This is a genomic window from Paenibacillus sp. J31P13 (assembly GCF_056269295.1).
This window is the reverse complement of sequence record NZ_JBWDNR010000009.1, coordinates 53,717-70,293: the sequence shown is the minus strand read 5'-3', so window position 1 is coordinate 70,293 and position 16,577 is coordinate 53,717. Positions and strand designations below refer to the sequence as shown.

Annotated in this window: 18 protein-coding genes; 3 read left to right on the top strand and 15 right to left on the bottom strand. The window is 44.3% G+C overall.

The window, feature by feature from the left end; genetic code table 11:
- Positions 1–10: 10 nt before the first annotated feature.
- The 4 genes from AC0YOD_RS23780 to AC0YOD_RS23765 form a co-directional block, all read right to left on the bottom strand.
- Complete coding sequence (locus AC0YOD_RS23780) at positions 11–184, bottom strand: hypothetical protein (RefSeq protein WP_475801823.1); 174 nt, start codon at positions 182–184, stop codon at positions 11–13.
- A 129-nt stretch (positions 185–313) separates the two neighbouring features.
- Complete coding sequence (locus tag AC0YOD_RS23775; RefSeq protein ID WP_475801822.1) at positions 314–1,243, bottom strand: polyprenyl synthetase family protein; 930 nt, start codon at positions 1,241–1,243, stop codon at positions 314–316.
- 48 nt (positions 1,244–1,291) lie between these two features.
- Complete coding sequence (locus AC0YOD_RS23770; RefSeq protein ID WP_475801821.1) at positions 1,292–1,531, bottom strand: hypothetical protein; 240 nt, start codon at positions 1,529–1,531, stop codon at positions 1,292–1,294.
- A 59-nt stretch (positions 1,532–1,590) separates the two neighbouring features.
- Positions 1,591–2,343: an ABC transporter ATP-binding protein gene (locus tag AC0YOD_RS23765; protein WP_475801820.1), complete on the bottom strand. Its 753-nt coding sequence runs from the start codon at positions 2,341–2,343 to the stop codon at positions 1,591–1,593.
- A 751-nt stretch (positions 2,344–3,094) separates the two neighbouring features.
- On the opposite strand from AC0YOD_RS23765, the gene AC0YOD_RS23760 reads away from it, so the two are divergent.
- The 3 genes from AC0YOD_RS23760 to AC0YOD_RS23750 all read left to right on the top strand — a co-directional run bounded on the left by AC0YOD_RS23760 (position 3,095) and on the right by AC0YOD_RS23750 (position 4,410).
- Positions 3,095–3,283, top strand: a complete 189-nt coding sequence (locus tag AC0YOD_RS23760; RefSeq protein ID WP_475801819.1) for a hypothetical protein — start codon at positions 3,095–3,097, stop codon at positions 3,281–3,283.
- A 517-nt stretch (positions 3,284–3,800) separates the two neighbouring features.
- Positions 3,801–4,040, top strand: a complete 240-nt coding sequence (locus tag AC0YOD_RS23755; RefSeq protein ID WP_475801818.1) for a hypothetical protein — start codon at positions 3,801–3,803, stop codon at positions 4,038–4,040.
- A gap of 115 nt (positions 4,041–4,155) precedes the next feature.
- Entirely contained in the window at positions 4,156–4,410 is a 255-nt protein-coding gene (locus AC0YOD_RS23750; protein ID WP_475801817.1) for a hypothetical protein, read from the top strand.
- Positions 4,411–4,623: 213 nt separating this feature from the next.
- On the opposite strand, the gene AC0YOD_RS23745 is transcribed toward AC0YOD_RS23750, so the two are convergent.
- The 11 genes from AC0YOD_RS23745 to AC0YOD_RS23695 all read right to left on the bottom strand — a co-directional run bounded on the left by AC0YOD_RS23745 (position 4,624) and on the right by AC0YOD_RS23695 (position 16,562).
- A complete protein-coding gene (locus tag AC0YOD_RS23745; protein ID WP_475801816.1) occupies positions 4,624–6,189 on the bottom strand; it encodes a 2-isopropylmalate synthase in 1,566 nt (521 codons plus the stop codon).
- Positions 6,190–6,318: 129 nt separating this feature from the next.
- Positions 6,319–6,456: a hypothetical protein gene (locus AC0YOD_RS23740; protein WP_475801815.1), complete on the bottom strand. Its 138-nt coding sequence runs from the start codon at positions 6,454–6,456 to the stop codon at positions 6,319–6,321.
- A gap of 696 nt (positions 6,457–7,152) precedes the next feature.
- On the bottom strand, positions 7,153–8,229 hold the full coding sequence (gene tsaD / locus AC0YOD_RS23735; RefSeq protein WP_475801814.1) for a tRNA (adenosine(37)-N6)-threonylcarbamoyltransferase complex transferase subunit TsaD: 1,077 nt from the start codon (positions 8,227–8,229) through the stop codon (positions 7,153–7,155).
- Entirely contained in the window at positions 8,226–8,714 is a 489-nt protein-coding gene (rimI, locus tag AC0YOD_RS23730; RefSeq protein ID WP_475801813.1) for a ribosomal protein S18-alanine N-acetyltransferase, read from the bottom strand. The genes tsaD and rimI overlap by 4 nt, the downstream gene beginning before the upstream one ends.
- Complete coding sequence (tsaB, locus tag AC0YOD_RS23725) at positions 8,711–9,538, bottom strand: tRNA (adenosine(37)-N6)-threonylcarbamoyltransferase complex dimerization subunit type 1 TsaB (RefSeq protein ID WP_475801812.1); 828 nt, start codon at positions 9,536–9,538, stop codon at positions 8,711–8,713. The genes rimI and tsaB overlap by 4 nt, the downstream gene beginning before the upstream one ends.
- Positions 9,535–10,023: a tRNA (adenosine(37)-N6)-threonylcarbamoyltransferase complex ATPase subunit type 1 TsaE gene (tsaE, locus tag AC0YOD_RS23720; RefSeq protein ID WP_475801892.1), complete on the bottom strand. Its 489-nt coding sequence runs from the start codon at positions 10,021–10,023 to the stop codon at positions 9,535–9,537. Before tsaE ends, tsaB begins: the two co-directional genes overlap by 4 nt.
- 15 nt (positions 10,024–10,038) lie before the next feature.
- Positions 10,039–11,145: a thiamine-phosphate kinase gene (gene thiL / locus AC0YOD_RS23715; RefSeq protein ID WP_475801811.1), complete on the bottom strand. Its 1,107-nt coding sequence runs from the start codon at positions 11,143–11,145 to the stop codon at positions 10,039–10,041.
- Between the two features lie 60 nt (positions 11,146–11,205).
- A complete protein-coding gene (locus AC0YOD_RS23710; RefSeq protein ID WP_475801810.1) occupies positions 11,206–12,075 on the bottom strand; it encodes a YitT family protein in 870 nt (289 codons plus the stop codon).
- 264 nt (positions 12,076–12,339) lie between these two features.
- Positions 12,340–13,422 carry an HD-GYP domain-containing protein gene (locus tag AC0YOD_RS23705; RefSeq protein ID WP_475801809.1) on the bottom strand — a complete coding sequence of 361 codons (1,083 nt, stop codon included), beginning with the start codon at positions 13,420–13,422 and terminating at the stop codon, positions 12,340–12,342.
- Between the two features lie 123 nt (positions 13,423–13,545).
- Positions 13,546–15,201 carry a histidine kinase N-terminal 7TM domain-containing diguanylate cyclase gene (locus tag AC0YOD_RS23700; protein ID WP_475801808.1) on the bottom strand — a complete coding sequence of 552 codons (1,656 nt, stop codon included), beginning with the start codon at positions 15,199–15,201 and terminating at the stop codon, positions 13,546–13,548.
- A 173-nt stretch (positions 15,202–15,374) separates the two neighbouring features.
- A complete protein-coding gene (locus AC0YOD_RS23695) occupies positions 15,375–16,562 on the bottom strand; it encodes a class I SAM-dependent methyltransferase (protein ID WP_475801807.1) in 1,188 nt (395 codons plus the stop codon).
- Between the last annotated feature and the right edge of the window lie 15 nt (positions 16,563–16,577).

Genomic DNA, 16,577 nt, shown 5'->3' with positions numbered 1-16,577 from the left:
AAATTAAATATTAGCTCCAAACGTAAGCGTAACCGCTGCTCTTTTTGTCCTTGTTGTTCAGTTCGCCTTGTAGGGCTTTTAGTTCTGCTGCGGAAATACCTGCTAATTGAGGTTGTCCACCCATAGCCAATGACATTTTTTCTGCACTGTTGCTTACCAACTGACGAATTGTTTCTTTCAACATTTTAACTCCTCCGCTTCTCTACTATTATTTGCTAACCTATCTCACATAATATACTATAGCAGGAATAAAAGGGACCGCAAACGCAAAAGTAATTCGTATTTACCGAAAAGACTTTTGCGCGGTTTGTTATTATGCAATTTCTTTATTTAAAATTTGCAAAAATTCCGATTTCCAAGGACTTTCTACCTGGATGGTATCTAGTAATTCGATGAACCGATTATAGTGCATTCTACTCATGACAGATCCATACAAAATTGCTCCTGTCCGTTCACAGGCCTCTTGGAACCGCTCTTTATTTAATATCGCCTCTTCAATTGTTAAATCCCCTTGATAGTATTGCTGTATCCAGCGATCCTCTTCTGCTTCGCCTTCTAATAAATATATAGTAAGCAGCGTATGCTTACGCTGCAAAAAGTCACTTTTATCATCCCAACGTAATAAATCATGAAGATCATTTTGTATTTGAGCGGCAACTCCTACTTCAATTGCGTATTCAGCTACAATGGGATTCCATGGATGACCAGCAAGAACTACACCTGTCATGCATGCGAATAAAAGCAACGAAGCGGATTTTTGCTTGACCATTTCTAAATAAGCCTGCTCATCCATAATTTCATTCATAATGTCATTCATTTGACCGTTTGCGGACTGTAAAATTTGACGATTCATCAATTCTACCAGCTCGACTCGTATGTATGCATCTGACGTACAATGAAGCATAGCTTGCTGTGAAAGTGTTAATAACGAGGAAGCAACTCCAATCGCTGCAGCCTGCGGCACTCTCATCCACGCCTTCGTTGGCGCATCCTGATCTTGTAGGTCATCTAATATATCTGAAGCCAAAATAAACAGCTCAACTGCGGCTGCCGCATCATATATCTCTTCTTTTGTACCACCGAACATACGGTAGTGAATAAGAGTCATTTGTCCAAATTTTAATGATTCTCGTATTTTCTCCGTAATAAAAAGCTCGCTAAAACGCAATAACGGCTCAGATGTAAACCATCTCTGAACCAGTTCTCGCATCTTCTGTTCTATGAGTGAGATACTATCGTTCACAATGTTCCCTCCACTGCCTTTACATCCTTCTATTATACAATGTTTTACTTAAGGAAACATATGCTGAACCATATTTACCAGTCGTCCAAGCCAATACGCTTTGATTTTGCCGTTGCAGTCGTTTTTATTTATGCGCTTTTTATCCCCATGATTACTATCATTGCTATTCTCGTCGGTACTCTCCCCTTCGCTCATTCTTTGAAATAATTGTCCGACCATCTCCATTCGTTTCTCTAACAATTTTCTGCGCTCGACTGACGGACTTTCGATGCGATCACGATGATCCATGTGCTTCTAAGCCCTCCTTGAAGTATTCGTAAGCTTTTTCAAAGATTTTCTGATGTCAATTATCCAATTCTAAGACTTACGCTATCCTTAACATCGGCTGCATAATACATATAAACAGCTTCCATTGTCATGCCGCCGCCAGGCAATTCCGAAATTAGCTTAGTAGGCTGATCACAAATGACAAGCTCGCCTTTACGCATTACACCGACTTGATTACAGTTTCGTTGGATTTCATCCATATCATGTGAAGCAACGACAATAGTTTTCCCCTGTTGTCTTAATTGACGCAATAGCAGCCAATATTCTTTTTTAGTTAACGGATCTAATCCAGTAGTTGGCTCGTCCAAAAAAATGATTTTCGGATCATTTACAAGAGCAATAGCGAGTGCAGCACGCTGTCTCCAGCCGCCTGACAAACGTTTTATCATCTTATCCGCGTAAGGACAAAGTCCCAGCTGCTCAATAATAGATTCCAAATCATTTTTCCGATTATAAAAAGCTTGGAATAGCTCCAATGCCTCGCGAACCGTCATTTTATCGACCAAGGAAGTGCTTTGCAGATGAATACCTATGTATTCCTTCAAGCGTTCTACTTCCATAAGTGCATCTAATCCTAAAATTTTGATGTTGCCGTTATCCGGCATACGGATGCCCATAAGCATTTCTAGCAGCGTTGTTTTCCCAGCACCGTTTGTCCCGATAATGCCGAAAATTTCTCCTTCTTTTACCTGCAAGGATACTTTATTTACTGCTTTTTTCGCACCATATGACCTGCTGATCGAGCTTACCTGAATGACCATTTGCTTATCCATTCCCTGGTTAACCTCCATTCACACTTTAACGAACGTATTAACTAATCGTTTTAAGGTGAGATTTGTGTAGTTGGTATGCGCTTTAGTTTTACGATAACGTATTAGGCTCTTTTTTTCACCGAAAACCTTACTTGTAATTCGCGCATTTTTTTTGCGTGACCGCAAATACAGCGCAATATGGCGATTTCTTTTCTTAACTCGCTTATTTTAGGCAAAAAAAATAACTAACAACTATCCACAGAGATATCCACATCTCTGTATAAATTGTTAGTTAATTCTGTCGATATCACTCTATCGATATAGTAGTATTTTCGCGGATTTCGTCGATATATAGGTACAAACTCATACCTCTCCATCAGTTGTGCACATTATCCACAGAATCCACAATTTAAACCCGTAGATAATATCCCCTTTTTACGCACAATGTTGAGCTTCCGTAAAGACTGTTATTTCGCGGGTTTTTCCATTTTATCCACAAAATCGACCTCTATTGTGCATAACTTTGTGCACAACACTAATATTGGAAGAAATACGATTCATTATAAGTATCAAAATTGACTTTTAAGAAGCAATCCTAAATCCTCATTACTATTTGCTAATCTATTTTCGATGACTAATCTTTACTTACTATAAAAGGATGGATCTTCTCTATTAAAAAAACAAAATCCGCATGTCCCCTGCTCCATATGCTTATACATCCTAGTTCAAACTATCATAGAATACTCTATCAAGCCGGAAAGGAGGTTAGTATATGTCCAGATCAAAAGCTATTGTAGAAGATGTAAAGAAGGAACATCGGAATTCCGGTAATTCATTCAACTTTGATCAGGTTGAAAAAACCGAGGGCGCTACTACTGGGCCAAATCCCGTTGCTAATCCCTTAACATCGGACAGCAATGGTGGAGGCGGTACTTCTCCTCCTACTGTCAGCGGGACTTGATTCTATGAATTATGTTCAAAAAGCAGTTATTCCATTTTGAGAGGAGAGATCGACAATGTCATGCCGTAAATCCCATCGTAGAAACCATCGTAAATCTCATCATCGTAATTCAAAATCTAGCAAAGCAATCGCAGTTGTGAGAGATGTTAAGAGCACAGTTATTAAAAGTGGAAATTCATTCAACTACGTGGATGTCTATTAATAGGATGACATCTGGCTCATTCCTTTAATTACTATTAATAAAATATGTTTATTTTGAGAGGGGTTAACAATCATGAGACACAACCGTAGACACCACCGTGGGCACCATCGCAATTCAAAGTCTAATAATAAAGCTGTCGCAATTGTGAAAGATGTTAAGAGCGAAGTTGAAAAAAGCGGAAATTCATTCAACTATGTAGATGTTTATTATTATGGATTAACTACGCCGGCACCTACTACAACTACCTGACGTTGGACATTAATTCTATCATTCTATAAAAATAATTATTTTGAATTTTGAGAGGAGATAACGACCATGTCTTTCCGTAAACACCGTAATTCAAATTCTAGTCAATCCACCGCAATCGTGAGAAATGTTAAGAGCGAGGTTGAGAGAAGTGGAAATTCGTTCAACTTTATAGATGCTTATTATCTAGGACCGATTACTCCAGAAACTCCTACGACTCCCGATGCAGCTTTATTAGCACAAAACTTAGCAAGCAAAAAACAACTCCGCCAAGAAGCGCTTGATCAATTTCGTTCCCTAACTCAATAATAGCTTTGGGCAAATAAACAAAAGTGACTGTTGGGCCATCTCTGGCTCAACAGTCACTTCCTACCATACCCGTTCAATAGCTATTATCAATAATGAAAAATGGAGGGATATTACGATGAGCACTGTAATAAGAAAAACGCAGGCGGAAATTAAAGACAGCGGCAATTCATACAATTTCATATTTATGGAGCAGTCAAGTGCGCTTGCAGTCGCGCTTCAAGCAATTGCTATAGCATTGGCAAGTATTAATGGGGACACCCCTTCCAGCCAAGCGATGATCTCATCAATGAGACAAGTAATGAACTCTGCTCTTGAAGCTGACAGAAGAAACCGCGAAGCATTTCTTGCTTCAATTCAAGATATTAAATAATTTAATTTAACCATTTACTAATCACACACTATTCCCGTATAACTGAAGTTTTGCTAAAGCCAAATTAAGCGTAATCGCTTTAATAGGCTGCTCTTTTTAATAAGAGACTCTGACTTGAATGATAGACACTTTGAAGAAAGTGTCTGTCATTCAGGTCTTTGCGTTTTTAAAATATTTCTCTCCCTAGAAAGATACGGTTGAAGCAAGACCATTTTAATTTATAGCAGCGCTAAGACTTGCCTCTACAATTCTGCTTCCCGTTGTCATCACAGCCTGATTGCAAGCCGCAATGTATGCCTGCGCGGCTGCCAACACAATATCATTATGAGCTGAGGTTCCACGGAAGCGTTTCTGCTGATGCACGATACTGACTACGGCTTCCCCATGTGCATCCTCACCTGTCGATAACGAATGCAGTTCAAGATCTTCAAATTCGGCTGCCACTGGAATAGCTTGCTGTATGGCATGAATAACGGCTTCAATCGGCCCCTCTCCTATCGCAACATAGGATTGCTCTCTGCCAAATTCATTCTCACGGATCGTTACCGTTGCTGTTCGTGAGCGTTGTGTTCCTGCATGAACATGAAGATCAACAAGCACATAAGGATCTGGCTGAGTCTCGGTCATCTCGCCAGCAATACGAATCAGTTCGTCGTCAGTCACGATTTTTTGAGCATCTGCCTTTTCTTTGAACTTATCGTATACATCCTTTAATTGATCATCTGTAACCGAAATGCCAAACTCTGATAGCCGATGCTTGATGGCATGACGACCTGAATGCTTGCCAAGTACGATCATATTGCGAGGAATGCCCATTGCCTCAGGATCCATAATCTCATACGTATTGCGGTTTTTCAGCAAACCATCCTGATGGATGCCGGATTCATGCTGGAAGGCGTTGCGGCCAACAATTGGCTTATTATAAGCAATCGGGAAGTGCATAGCCCGACTGACAATCCGTGATGTTTCATATATTTCACTGATCTGAATATTCGTTTCAGCTTTTATGACATCCTTGCGTGTCTCAATTGCCATAACCAGCTCTTCCAGCGAACAGTTGCCTGCCCGCTCCCCTATTCCATTTACCGTTACTTCAATTTGAGTGGCACCGGCTTCAACCGCAGCCAGACTGTTCGCGACTGCTAGACCTAAGTCATTATGACAATGCGCGCTATATCTAACCGTGTCGCCGCCTCTTGCTTCCTTCCGCACAGTGCGGAATAGTTCACTCATTTCCTGCGGCATCGCATAGCCAAGTGTATCCGGCAGATTAATAATCGTAGCACCTTCAGCAATTACGGCTTCGACTAGCTGAATAACAAAATCTTTACCAGACCTTGAGGCGTCCATTGCCGAAAACTCAATTTCGTCAACAAACTGTTTACCGTAAGCAACCATATCGCGGGCAATTTTAATGACCTCATCACGAGACTTACGCAGCTGGTGATTTAAATGAATATCTGAGGAGGAGATAAAAAGGTGCAGCCTTCTGCGAGCCGCATCCTGCGTCGCTTTAACAGCAGCATCAATATCGATCTTCATCGCTCTTGCAAAACCAGCAATTTCAACATGCTGGAGCTCACGAGAAATTTGCTGTACCGCTGCAAAATCCCCAGGACTGGATACGGGGAAGCCTGGCTCAATAACGTCTATTCCAAGCTTGCCAAGCTGCCGAGCAATAATGATTTTGCGCTCAGGATCAAGAGATGCACCTGGTGATTGCTCGCCATCCCGTAAAGTCGTATCAAAAATTTGAATTTTTTTCATTTCGTTTGTCATGTTCATCTACCTCCAAGGTTTTTTTATCATTTTCTAACCATGAATCCTTAGTCCATAAAATTTGTACACAAAAAGGCTCGTCATCTCCTTGTAAGAGACGACGAGCCTTTACGCTGCCGTGGTACCACTCTAATTGACCGGACCATGATGCAGAAGACGAGGATGTCCTCTCTCATAGAGGGTGCATTCCGCTTGCTGCGGGGTCCGAGCCCGCTTAAAAGCTTGATGACGGCGGCTAGCCGTAACGATGTACATGGGGGTTGCCATTCGAAATAATAAAATCAACCCGTTTCCAACGTTCCGCTCCCAGGCGAGATTCAAACCTCAGCTTCGACTGCGTCGCACCACCCCGCAGCTCTCTGTACGTCTTCAAATGCTTTATCCCGCAATAGGGATTGCATTTGGAATACGCTTTGCCAGCTTACTGTTCTACTGCTCCTGTTCATAGCGTTTTTTCTCTATATGTTAATTGCTTTTGTATTTCTAGTTGAACATTTCACTTCGTAGACAACAAGAAAAGCCTATCGTCTCTTTATTCAAGAGACGACAGGCTATAAAAGACCCGCGCGGTACCACCCTTGTTGACTCCCATACGTTCGTAAACGAGCAGGGACGCCCACCTTAAGCAATATGGTCAACTCCGGACGTTGACTCATACGCACCCTGTGACGAGGGTTAATCGTAACCATGTACTCACTAAGATCAGCCATTGTTTATGATAGCTGAGCTTGCTTCCAAAGTTCCGCTCCCAGGTGAGTTTCAAGCATCCTTCGACTGCGTTGCACCAACCCGCAGCTCTCTACTTCGCAGTTGCAGCTAGATGATCATCATCCTGTGCCCGACTGTCGATATTCCCGGATAAAGCTTTACTATTCCTGTTCTTAGCGTTTGATTAGTATGAAGTTTGAAGTATTGTTGCTTATTATATGCGTTAGCAAATATTCTGTCAATTACAAATGGAAATTAATTTTCAGAATGCTTGCTCACAGACCAGTCCTCTAGTGAAAAGCCTGGATCTGCTTTCAGATCGAGATCGGTGAATTGTTTCCTCTTCAGCTTCAGATGTGCTGCTGCGCCAATCATGGCCGCATTATCTGTACAAAGTGTATTCGGCGGTATGAGCAAAGGAATTTTTTCTGATTCGCATCGTTCCGTTAATACCTTTCGCAAGCCTCGGTTTGCAGCTACCCCTCCGCAAAGCAGCAGCTGCTTAGCTCCAAATTCACCAACAGCACGCAGTGCCTTCGTGACGAGCACTTCCGTCACCGATTCTTGAAATCCGCGTGCTAAGGCTGCTTCATTCAGTACGAGTCCCTTCATTCGGGTCTGATTTATGACAGAAAGCACAGCAGATTTCAAGCCGCTGAAGCTAAAATCATAACTGCCCGCTTCCAGCCAAGCCCGTGGAAGAACAATGCTTTCCTCCGCTTTGACAGCCAGCTTATCAATATGCGGTCCGCCCGGATATGGCAAGTGCAGCGCCCTCGCTACTTTATCATAAGCTTCCCCAACCGCATCATCTCTCGTTTTGCCGACCACACGGAAATTACCCTCGCTCTCAAGCAATACCAATTCTGTATGACCTCCTGAAACAACGAGTGCCATACTAGGGTATACAATGTCATGAACCAGCTCATTGGCATAAATATGTCCGGCAATATGATGCGTGCCAATCAGTGGAATATCAAGAGCCATTGACAAGCTTTTGGCTGCAACAATTCCGACGAGCAGCGCCCCGACAAGCCCTGGCCCCTGCGTCACAGCTATAGCCGACATATCCTTAAGCGTTAGGCCGGATTCCTTTACCGCTTGTTCGATAATAAGCGTAATGGACTCCACATGCTTCCGTGAAGCAATTTCCGGGACAACGCCTCCATAGCGCTCATGAATTTCAATTTGACTGGATACCACATTCGATAAAATATGCTTGCCGCCGCGAATGACCGAGGCTGATGTCTCATCACAACTTGTTTCTATTGCCAGAATAATACTGTCCATCTGCTCATTCCCTGCTGCTTGCTCCATTTGATTCACAATCATTGCTCCCCTGCCTTCAACTGCTCTTGGTCCAGTTCCGCCCACATTATAAGCGCGTCTTCGTTATTATCCGAATAGTACTTTGGCCTAACGCCGGCAGGCTCGAATCCGAATTTACGATACAGCCGCTGTGCAATCTCGTTGGAAGGCCGAACCTCCAGCGTCATTTTTGCAGCGCCAAAAAATACAGCTGTCCGCTGAAGCTCCATCAGCAAACAATTGCCCAACCCTAATCCTCGATATTGTGCCGTAATAGCTATATTAGTTACATGCGCCTCATCCATGATGACCCACATGCCTCCGTAGCCGATAACTTCACCATCTAATTCCATCACCATGTAACGAGCAAACATATTATTCAATAGCTCATTTGTAAAGGCTTCGGTCGTCCATGGGCTGGTGAATGCTTCCTGCTCGATCTCAACAATCGTTGAAATATCCGCGAGCGTCATTGCACGATAAATAATCTCATTCACATCTATAGTCATGGCTTCGCACCGCCTGCTTGCTTGGCCTTCCAAACGACCTCAGCCTCTGTTAACTGCGTATAATTAGGAATAAAAGTATGCGGGTTCTCGGTCAATCCTGCTTCAAGCCTAGCTCGGCCAAGCTCAGCAATCCATCGTCCCTCTTGAACGAACGGCTGCAATATAACAGCTATGCCAGCCTCTTCGCCAACTTTCTTCAAGCTCTCCGCGCCTTCTTCATGCAGAGATAAATCACCAACCAATGAAATACTGCACACGGCTCCCTTTGGCAGCCCATCTAATCGTTCTGCAAGCCTCTGAACCCAGTCCTTCATCAGACGCACGCCGTCATCAGCCCACTGATTCCATTCTGAATCACTCGTAATGGAGAAGCCGGATGTGTATACTTGGCCTCTTCTAGCATCCATGATCGGAAGCACCCAGTGTTCCCCTGTTTTATCTGCTGTATAATCATTTTCACTCATTTTCATTTTCAACTCTTGATGCCAAGCGCCATAAGCAATCGCCTCAAGGCTGGATACACCAAGGAGCGGCTTATCCCATACCCATGCCAGCGTCTTCGCTACCGTTACGGCTATCCGCATACCGGTATAGGAGCCCGGACCATTGCCGACAGCGATCGCTTCGATATCCGTATCCCTTATCCCGCTTGTCTCCAGCAATTGTTTAACATGCGATACCACATGCACCGAATGATTTCTTTCCGCTAATGATTGAATTTCAGCCAATACTTCATGACCTCTTACAATCGCCGCCGCCATGGAAGCCGTAGAAGTATCCAGCGCCAGTATGACGCCAGGTTGTTGCTTTTGCTCTATACTCATCTGTTCTCTCCTATCTCATTCAACGCTTCGCACCACTTGGCATATTGCTCTCCAAAGCCAGTCAAATGAATGCGCCTTGCTTCATCGCCAAGATGCTCCATATACAACTCCATCCGTTCAGCGGGCAGCAGCTCCTTGATCAAGCTCGCCCATTCCACAATCGTCACGCCTTCACCGAAAAAATAATCATCTAAACCAAGCTCGTCCGCTTCTTCGAGCGACAGCCGGTATACATCCATATGATAAAAGGGAAGCTGTTCCCCTTCGTATTCCTTAATTATCGTAAATGTTGGACTATTTACTATTCCCTGCACGCCAATGGCTGCTGCAAAAGCTTGTGAAAATCTTGTTTTGCCCGCTCCAAGATCACCGTCAAGTGCCAGCAACATGCCGGGCTTCGCCCAAGCAGCAAGCTTCTGTGCCAAATTAATCGTATCCTGTTCCGTTTGCGCCAGCCAAGTGGCTTGTCCTGTTCCCGATTGCATTCTCTTCACCCTTATTTACGAGAAGTGATTGTAGCCGCGTTTCAACAGCTCGATCCTCTTGCCTCTTAATGCTCTTGAACCTTGTTCTTCCATCACATGTTCACTGATTACTAGATCAACTCCGGCTGCTCCAGCTTCGGTTTCTCCAATAATAAAAAAAGGGATGCCTTCCTGATGAAAAGCGAAGCGTGCCGCTTCCGCATCCTCAGAAACCATCGTACCAAGCAACACGTAATCCTCACCGCCATAAAGCATCCACTCCAGCGGATCTGCACCCACTGCAGATGCGTACGCTGATAGACTTCCGCTTTTTGGCAGCAGCCTTTCATTCAGCACCACTCGCAAGCCAGACGCCTCGGCTATTTCCCATGCCTCGCTTGCCAGCCCGTCACTCACATCATTCAGGGAGTGGCAGCTTCCGCGTTTCAATAGCAGCCGGCCGCTGCGCACGTTAGGGCTAGGACGCTGATGCGCATGAACAAGCGCTTCAGCTTCAGCAAGCGAAATCCCGCTGCAGCTTGCAATCGCCGCACCGCTATGATCTCCAGCGCTCACACTGCCCTGCGCAAGCAAAGCGTGCAGCCCTGCCGCCGCCATACCCGTCGCGCCGGTCACAAACACAGCATCGCCAGGCTTCGCACCTGAACGACGCAGCTCATGCTCCGCTTCAACGGTTCCCGTTACCGTCACAGCGACAACCAAATGCTCCGGCGACGATGTCGTATCGCCGCCTACAACAGCAACCCCATAGCGCTCGGCGCACTCGTACAGCCCATCATACACGCTCCGCATCCGCTCCGGTGTATACGAGGGCGGCACGCTGACCGATACGAGCGCATGCAAGGGCACGCCTCCCATCGCGGCAATATCGCTAATGTTGGCGGCAAGCGCCTTATAGCCGACATCCGCGTCCCGCATCGTCGACTCCTTAAAGTGAACGGTCTCCACCATCGTGTCGACCGTCAGCAGCAGCCGCTTCGGCTCGCTAACCGTATCCGCAGCCTCGGCTGGATCAACAACAGCGGTATCATCACCGATACCGATGACGACCCCGCGCTGCGCCTGCCATTCATTCGACTGTCTTGTTCTCGTCCAATGCGCTATACTTGCAAACTCATCCAAAGTCGAATCACCCTCATCTCTGCAAAAAACGATCCCAACACATACATGATATTATCATCATTAGTGAATATCCCGTTTCTTAAACCGTCCGCCCTTCACATCGTGAATATTGCCGACCGCGAGAAACGCAACCGGATCAAGCTCCGTGACAATCGACTTCATCTTTGCTTCTTCAAGTCTGTTAATAACGCAGAAAATAACGCGTTTCGAGCCGCCAGTAAAGCCGCCTTCGCCGTGCAAATAAGTTACACCGCGTCCAAGCCGGCTCATAATCGCATCCCCGATTTCCTTTGATTCCTCGCTAATGATCCAGATCGCCTTCGACTCATCGAAGCCCTCGATGGTGATATCAATCATTTTGAAAGCAATGTAATAGGCAATAAGCGAAAACATCGCTCGATCCCAGCCAAACACAAAGCCTGCGCTGCCGAGAATAAAGAAATTAAAAAACATAACCGTTTCGCCAACCGAGAATGGTATTCGTTTATTAAACAGAATCGCAACAATCTCTGTTCCGTCAAGCGAGCCTCCAAAACGTATAACGATACCTACTCCGACACCGAGAATGACCCCGCCAAATATAGCAGCGAGAAACGGCTCAACCGTAAGCGGCATTACCGGATGAAGCAGCGCTGTTCCAATAGACATAACAGATACGCCGTAAAGGGTTGAAATAGCAAAGGTTTTGCCAATCTGCCTATAGCCTAACACTAAGAATGGTAAATTCAATACGAATAGAAAAATGCCCAATGGGATTTTCAAAATATAGGATGCCATAATAGAGATACCTACTATGCCACCATCAATAATATGATTTGGTACTAGAAAGATTTCCAGAGCTACTGACACGAGTGCTGCACCGAGCGTAATAAAAAGCGCCCTTCGCAACACATCCAGCTTCGACAGCTTGTGGTGCTGAAATGTCCCCATCTATGAAACCACATCCCTATTCACTCTATTTCTCATTATTTTACCTTAAACACTCTCATAGATAAAGCAACTCTACTATTATTGCAAAAAAAAGAAGTCTATCCTTTCAGCGGTAAAATGACCGTTAAAAGGGTAGACTCCTTGTTAATAAGCGCCCGGGGGCATCCAAACGAACGAGAGCTTCTCTACATCTGCTATATTAAACTATCGCTTATGCTGGATAGGACTCGTTGTCATCTTGATCAACGAACCCAAGTCATGTCATTAAAGCTCCTTTATTATTGTGATATAGAGATCATCCTTGAGTTCAAGCTCGTATGGTTCCTTTGGCTGTGATCCGTCCTTTTCCATAATAATTCTCACACGCGGTCGATGCACCGCAAGCTCATTATTTTCCGATACAACCCCTACCTGACCCGTGCTTAACAACAGTGAGGTCGAGATGGGATAGATAGAGATGTGTCGACAGAAAAGCTGAATCAATTCTAAATCAAAAAACGTGCCGCCTGAAGCGAACAAAAACTCAATGGCTTCGTTTGCCGTATAGCGCTTGCGATAAGGTCTTGGAGAGGTGAGTGCATCAAACGTATCTGCTATACCCACAATTTGAGCATACATATGAATTTCGTTTTCTTTGAGTCCTCGTGGATAGCCGGAGCCATTAAAACGTTCATGATGCTGCAAGGCACAATGAGCCGATACAATAGAAATGTCGTGATATTTCCGCAAAATATCAAAGCCTTCTTTGGCATGGGTATGAATAACATCACGCTCAGCGAACGAAAGGCCGCCGGTATGAGAAAGCAGCTTCTGTGGCATTTTCGTCATACCGATATCAAAAAGCAGAGCACCGATGCCAAGCTCCTCTAACTGATTTCGATTAAAGCCCTTCGCAATACCCATAATGCCCGCAAGTACGGCAACGTTAAAAGAATGCTGAAACAAGTAGGCATCCTTCGCATGGATATTCGTTAAATTGACAAGCATATTTGGTCTAGCCGAAAGATCCTGCATGATTTCTCCGAACACCGCTCGGAAATTTCGGCCCATATCAGGAGCAATAGTTCTTCCACTTGTTATGGTTTGGTCCTTGAACGAATTCATAGTCTTAGAAATGGTATCGACGGCATGCTTTCGTGTTTCATCTCGTATCGTATCCTCTGGAATCAGATCCACTGTCGTTCCATCCTCGATAAACAAAAAATCGATGCCTAGTATGCTTAAACGATCAATATAACGATCATTAAGCTCGACCCCTTCTCCAAGTAGCACATTTCCGTTTTCTTGGAAAATAGGCTTTGCCACCTTGTCACCAGGCTTGACCATTCCAATTTGTACTTTTCTCATTAGATTAGTTCCCGCCTTTGAATGTAATAACGCTTGCAGTCGGATACCCTCTATTTTATCAGAACTAGGACAGACTTACTATGTAATGAGAAGTAAAAAAAACCTGAACGATCTCGTTCAGGTTTAAGCTAATTTACGTTTCACGATCCGATTGCGCCCATTGTACTTCGCTTCATACAGAGCCGCATCCGCTTGCGCCAGTAATTCTCTTAAAAAAGCTTTGGGGTCATCCAGATCAGCAGGCTCGAAATGCTCGATAGAAATAACGCCCATACTAATCGTCACAGCTATGGATTTCCCGCCCATAACAGTATCTATCCTATTTTGTTCAACCGATTCCATGACCATCTCAGCAATAATATCCGCTTGCTCACGATTCGTATGCGGCAAATACACCGTAAACTCCTCGCCGCCATAGCGAGCCAATACATCAGTCAGCCTAAGCTTGCTGCGAACAGCATCAACCGTGCTGCAAAGCACCTCATCACCAACCAAATGACCATATTGATCATTTATGGTTTTGAAGTAATCAAGATCAAATAAGAAGATAGAAAACGGAATGCCATAGCGTATATTGGCAACTACTTCTTGTTCTAACTGATGCAATAAATAACGACGGTTATAGCAGCCTGTTAATCCATCCGTAATCGCCATATGCTCTAGCTTTTTATTAGCTTGAAACAGCTCATCCTGAACGATTAGCAAATCGCGATTGCGATCCTGCAGCTGTTCATTCTGAATATTTGTCTCCTGCACAAGCAGTCGCAGCTCCGTTACATCCTGGAAGGTAAGCAGGCGGCCAACCAATGTTTTCTTACCATTTAAAATTGGAGCGGAATGCACAATAAAATGACGATATCCATCTAAGTCGATTCCAATCTCAAACTCAAGCTGATCCAGAGGACGTTTGCGCAGCGCCTCGAAAAACGCCGAAAACTCTCTTCCCGTATCTCCCTTGAATTGAGCAGCGATGATTGCAGGATTGAACTTATCGCCGATCCGAAGCCTGATCAAAGGTTTTATCGCCTTATTTACCTCAATAATGATATCGTTTTCATCTAAAACGATAAGACCCATTGACATCGTGTTCGTTACGTCGCGTTGAACCGTTTGAATAATGTCAAACACCTTGTTACGACCGATCGCGTAAACCAGATATACAGCTACAAACGCCATCCCAACAGATATAAGCGGAATATAACGGGAAATTAAATGAATCAATAATACATTAGTGACCAAATCACCAGCAGAAAATAGTAAAAGCACAAATATACCGGTTAGTGCCGTTTTGACCAAGGTTCTTTGTCTAACAGACTCTTCTCCCCGCAGCTTATACATCATAATGACAACGGAAACAGCCATGTAAGCTAGCAACTGTGAGATCATAAACCAAAATAGCGGTCCGTGCTGAAGCTGCTTAAGGGAATCATACTGATCATTAATTTTCATAAACATGCCGTTTGGATTAATAACTACTGCTGCCACCGAAAGGAGCGCCGGCGTTGATAGAAGGAATATACGAAACTTTCGTATGACATAAGACTGTCCAGTTAAGAAAACGATAAACACAAACCAACCTACCCCTTGAAGGGATAAGCCTACATAAGAAACGGTTAAATAAAAAAGCCTATACGGGTTTGAAGAGGCTGTTTGTGAAATAAATTGAAAAAGAGGCCAGATCATAAATACTAAATGCAGTAATAAATAAATCCGATGCAGTATCGTAACAGAGCTTGAAGCCAGAACGTAAAAAAATAAACCTAGTAGTACTAGAAACATAGAAAAATCTAGCCAGATCATCCATTCCAATAGGGTTCACCCATCCGTTCAAAAGCCATCTTCTTCCATTGTAACAAATGTTAAATCTATCGACAATTGCCTATTTCGAGACAAAAGAGTAAACGGCTGCAACCATCTTAATCAGCTGCAGCCTACTACTCCACATATTACCATTATTTCATCTGGTTAGGAAAGTGTTGCGATAACATTTGTTCTAATGATGGTGAAATGTTAAGAAATTGACGGAATTGCTCGTATTGCTCCCACTTTTTCATAGAAGGCTGTTGCTGCTTTTCAGATCGCACAGCTCGAATAAGCAGATTTTTAGGCGTATGCTCAGGATCAACGAATTCCAGCATTTGCACTTTATATCCCAGCACCTCAAGTAAGGTTCCTCGCGCAGCATCGGTTGCAAGCGCAGCGAATCGTTCTTTTAACAGACCTTGAGACAAGATCGGCGAAAGCACATCATTGCTTACCTGGCGGAACAGCTCATGCTGACAGCATGGGACTGACATAATAACCGATGCTCCCCAATTTACTGCCTTCGCAAGCGCAGCATCAGTTGCTGTATCACAAGCGTGAAGCGTGACAACCATATCTGCCGCCTGCAGCTCTTCGTAATCGGCGATATCGCCGACAAGAAATTGGAGCTTGTCGTAATGAAGTTTTTCTGCAAGCTCCGAGCAGAACGCTATAACATCAGCTTTTAGATCAAGACCGATCACATTAATTTTCCTTTGCTGCTCAATAGCTAGGAGATGATAGAGCGCAAACGTCAAGTAGGATTTCCCACAACCGAAATCAACAATCGTAAGCTCTCGATCAGTAGGCAGATAAGCAAGCACATCTGTAACCATCTCTAGAAAGCGATTGATTTGGCGGTATTTATCCTGCTTCTTCGCATGCACGAGACCGTCCTTAGTCATAATGCCCAGCTCAACTAGGAATGGCGCTGCTTTGCCCTCCTCTAGCACTCGCTGCTTTTGCCGATTATGCTGCAAGTTCGCTCCTCGCGCATTGCCGGTAGGGGGCTTGGTTAAAACAGCAGCCTTCCCTTTCTTGTTGAACAGAAGCTGAACGTCAGCTTCTGTCGTTTTCAGAAGCGCTTGACGATAGTTTTCCTGAAGCAGGTCAATCATACGCTCTGATGCCTGTCCCTCCGGAATATTATCATGCGTCACCTTATTAGCGTAATGATACTCAAATTGATAGTGAAGCCCATTCTTTAGTTGAATAGGACGAATGATTGTTTTGGGAGATGCTTCTCCGTCCTTGCGTCGAAGCTGACTCAGAGTTGCTTGCTGCAGCTCTCCGTTGCTCATCCAGTTACTAATATCTTGCTGCCATTGTTCAATCATGCTCTACCTTCATTC

What these genes read in the sequence shown, in the direction of transcription:
- AC0YOD_RS23780 (WP_475801823.1), bottom strand. Translation starts at nt 184, where the DNA reads ATGTTGAAAGAAACAATTCGTCAGTTGGTAAGCAACAGTGCAGAAAAA.
- AC0YOD_RS23770 (WP_475801821.1), bottom strand. Translation starts at nt 1,531, where the DNA reads ATGGATCATCGTGATCGCATCGAAAGTCCGTCAGTCGAGCGCAGAAAA.
- AC0YOD_RS23765 (WP_475801820.1), bottom strand. Translation starts at nt 2,343, where the DNA reads ATGGATAAGCAAATGGTCATTCAGGTAAGCTCGATCAGCAGGTCATAT.
- AC0YOD_RS23760 (WP_475801819.1), top strand. Translation starts at nt 3,095, where the DNA reads ATGTCCAGATCAAAAGCTATTGTAGAAGATGTAAAGAAGGAACATCGG.
- AC0YOD_RS23755 (WP_475801818.1), top strand. Translation starts at nt 3,801, where the DNA reads ATGTCTTTCCGTAAACACCGTAATTCAAATTCTAGTCAATCCACCGCA.
- AC0YOD_RS23750 (WP_475801817.1), top strand. Translation starts at nt 4,156, where the DNA reads ATGAGCACTGTAATAAGAAAAACGCAGGCGGAAATTAAAGACAGCGGC.
- AC0YOD_RS23745 (WP_475801816.1), bottom strand. Translation starts at nt 6,189, where the DNA reads ATGACAAACGAAATGAAAAAAATTCAAATTTTTGATACGACTTTACGG.
- AC0YOD_RS23740 (WP_475801815.1), bottom strand. Translation starts at nt 6,456, where the DNA reads ATGGCAACCCCCATGTACATCGTTACGGCTAGCCGCCGTCATCAAGCT.
- tsaD (WP_475801814.1), bottom strand. Translation starts at nt 8,229, where the DNA reads ATGATTGTGAATCAAATGGAGCAAGCAGCAGGGAATGAGCAGATGGAC.
- rimI (WP_475801813.1), bottom strand. Translation starts at nt 8,714, where the DNA reads ATGACTATAGATGTGAATGAGATTATTTATCGTGCAATGACGCTCGCG.
- tsaB (WP_475801812.1), bottom strand. Translation starts at nt 9,538, where the DNA reads ATGAGTATAGAGCAAAAGCAACAACCTGGCGTCATACTGGCGCTGGAT.
- tsaE (WP_475801892.1), bottom strand. Translation starts at nt 10,023, where the DNA reads ATGCAATCGGGAACAGGACAAGCCACTTGGCTGGCGCAAACGGAACAG.
- AC0YOD_RS23710 (WP_475801810.1), bottom strand. Translation starts at nt 12,075, where the DNA reads ATGGGGACATTTCAGCACCACAAGCTGTCGAAGCTGGATGTGTTGCGA.
- AC0YOD_RS23705 (WP_475801809.1), bottom strand. Translation starts at nt 13,422, where the DNA reads ATGAGAAAAGTACAAATTGGAATGGTCAAGCCTGGTGACAAGGTGGCA.
- AC0YOD_RS23700 (WP_475801808.1), bottom strand. Translation starts at nt 15,201, where the DNA reads ATGTTTCTAGTACTACTAGGTTTATTTTTTTACGTTCTGGCTTCAAGC.
- AC0YOD_RS23695 (WP_475801807.1), bottom strand. Translation starts at nt 16,562, where the DNA reads ATGATTGAACAATGGCAGCAAGATATTAGTAACTGGATGAGCAACGGA.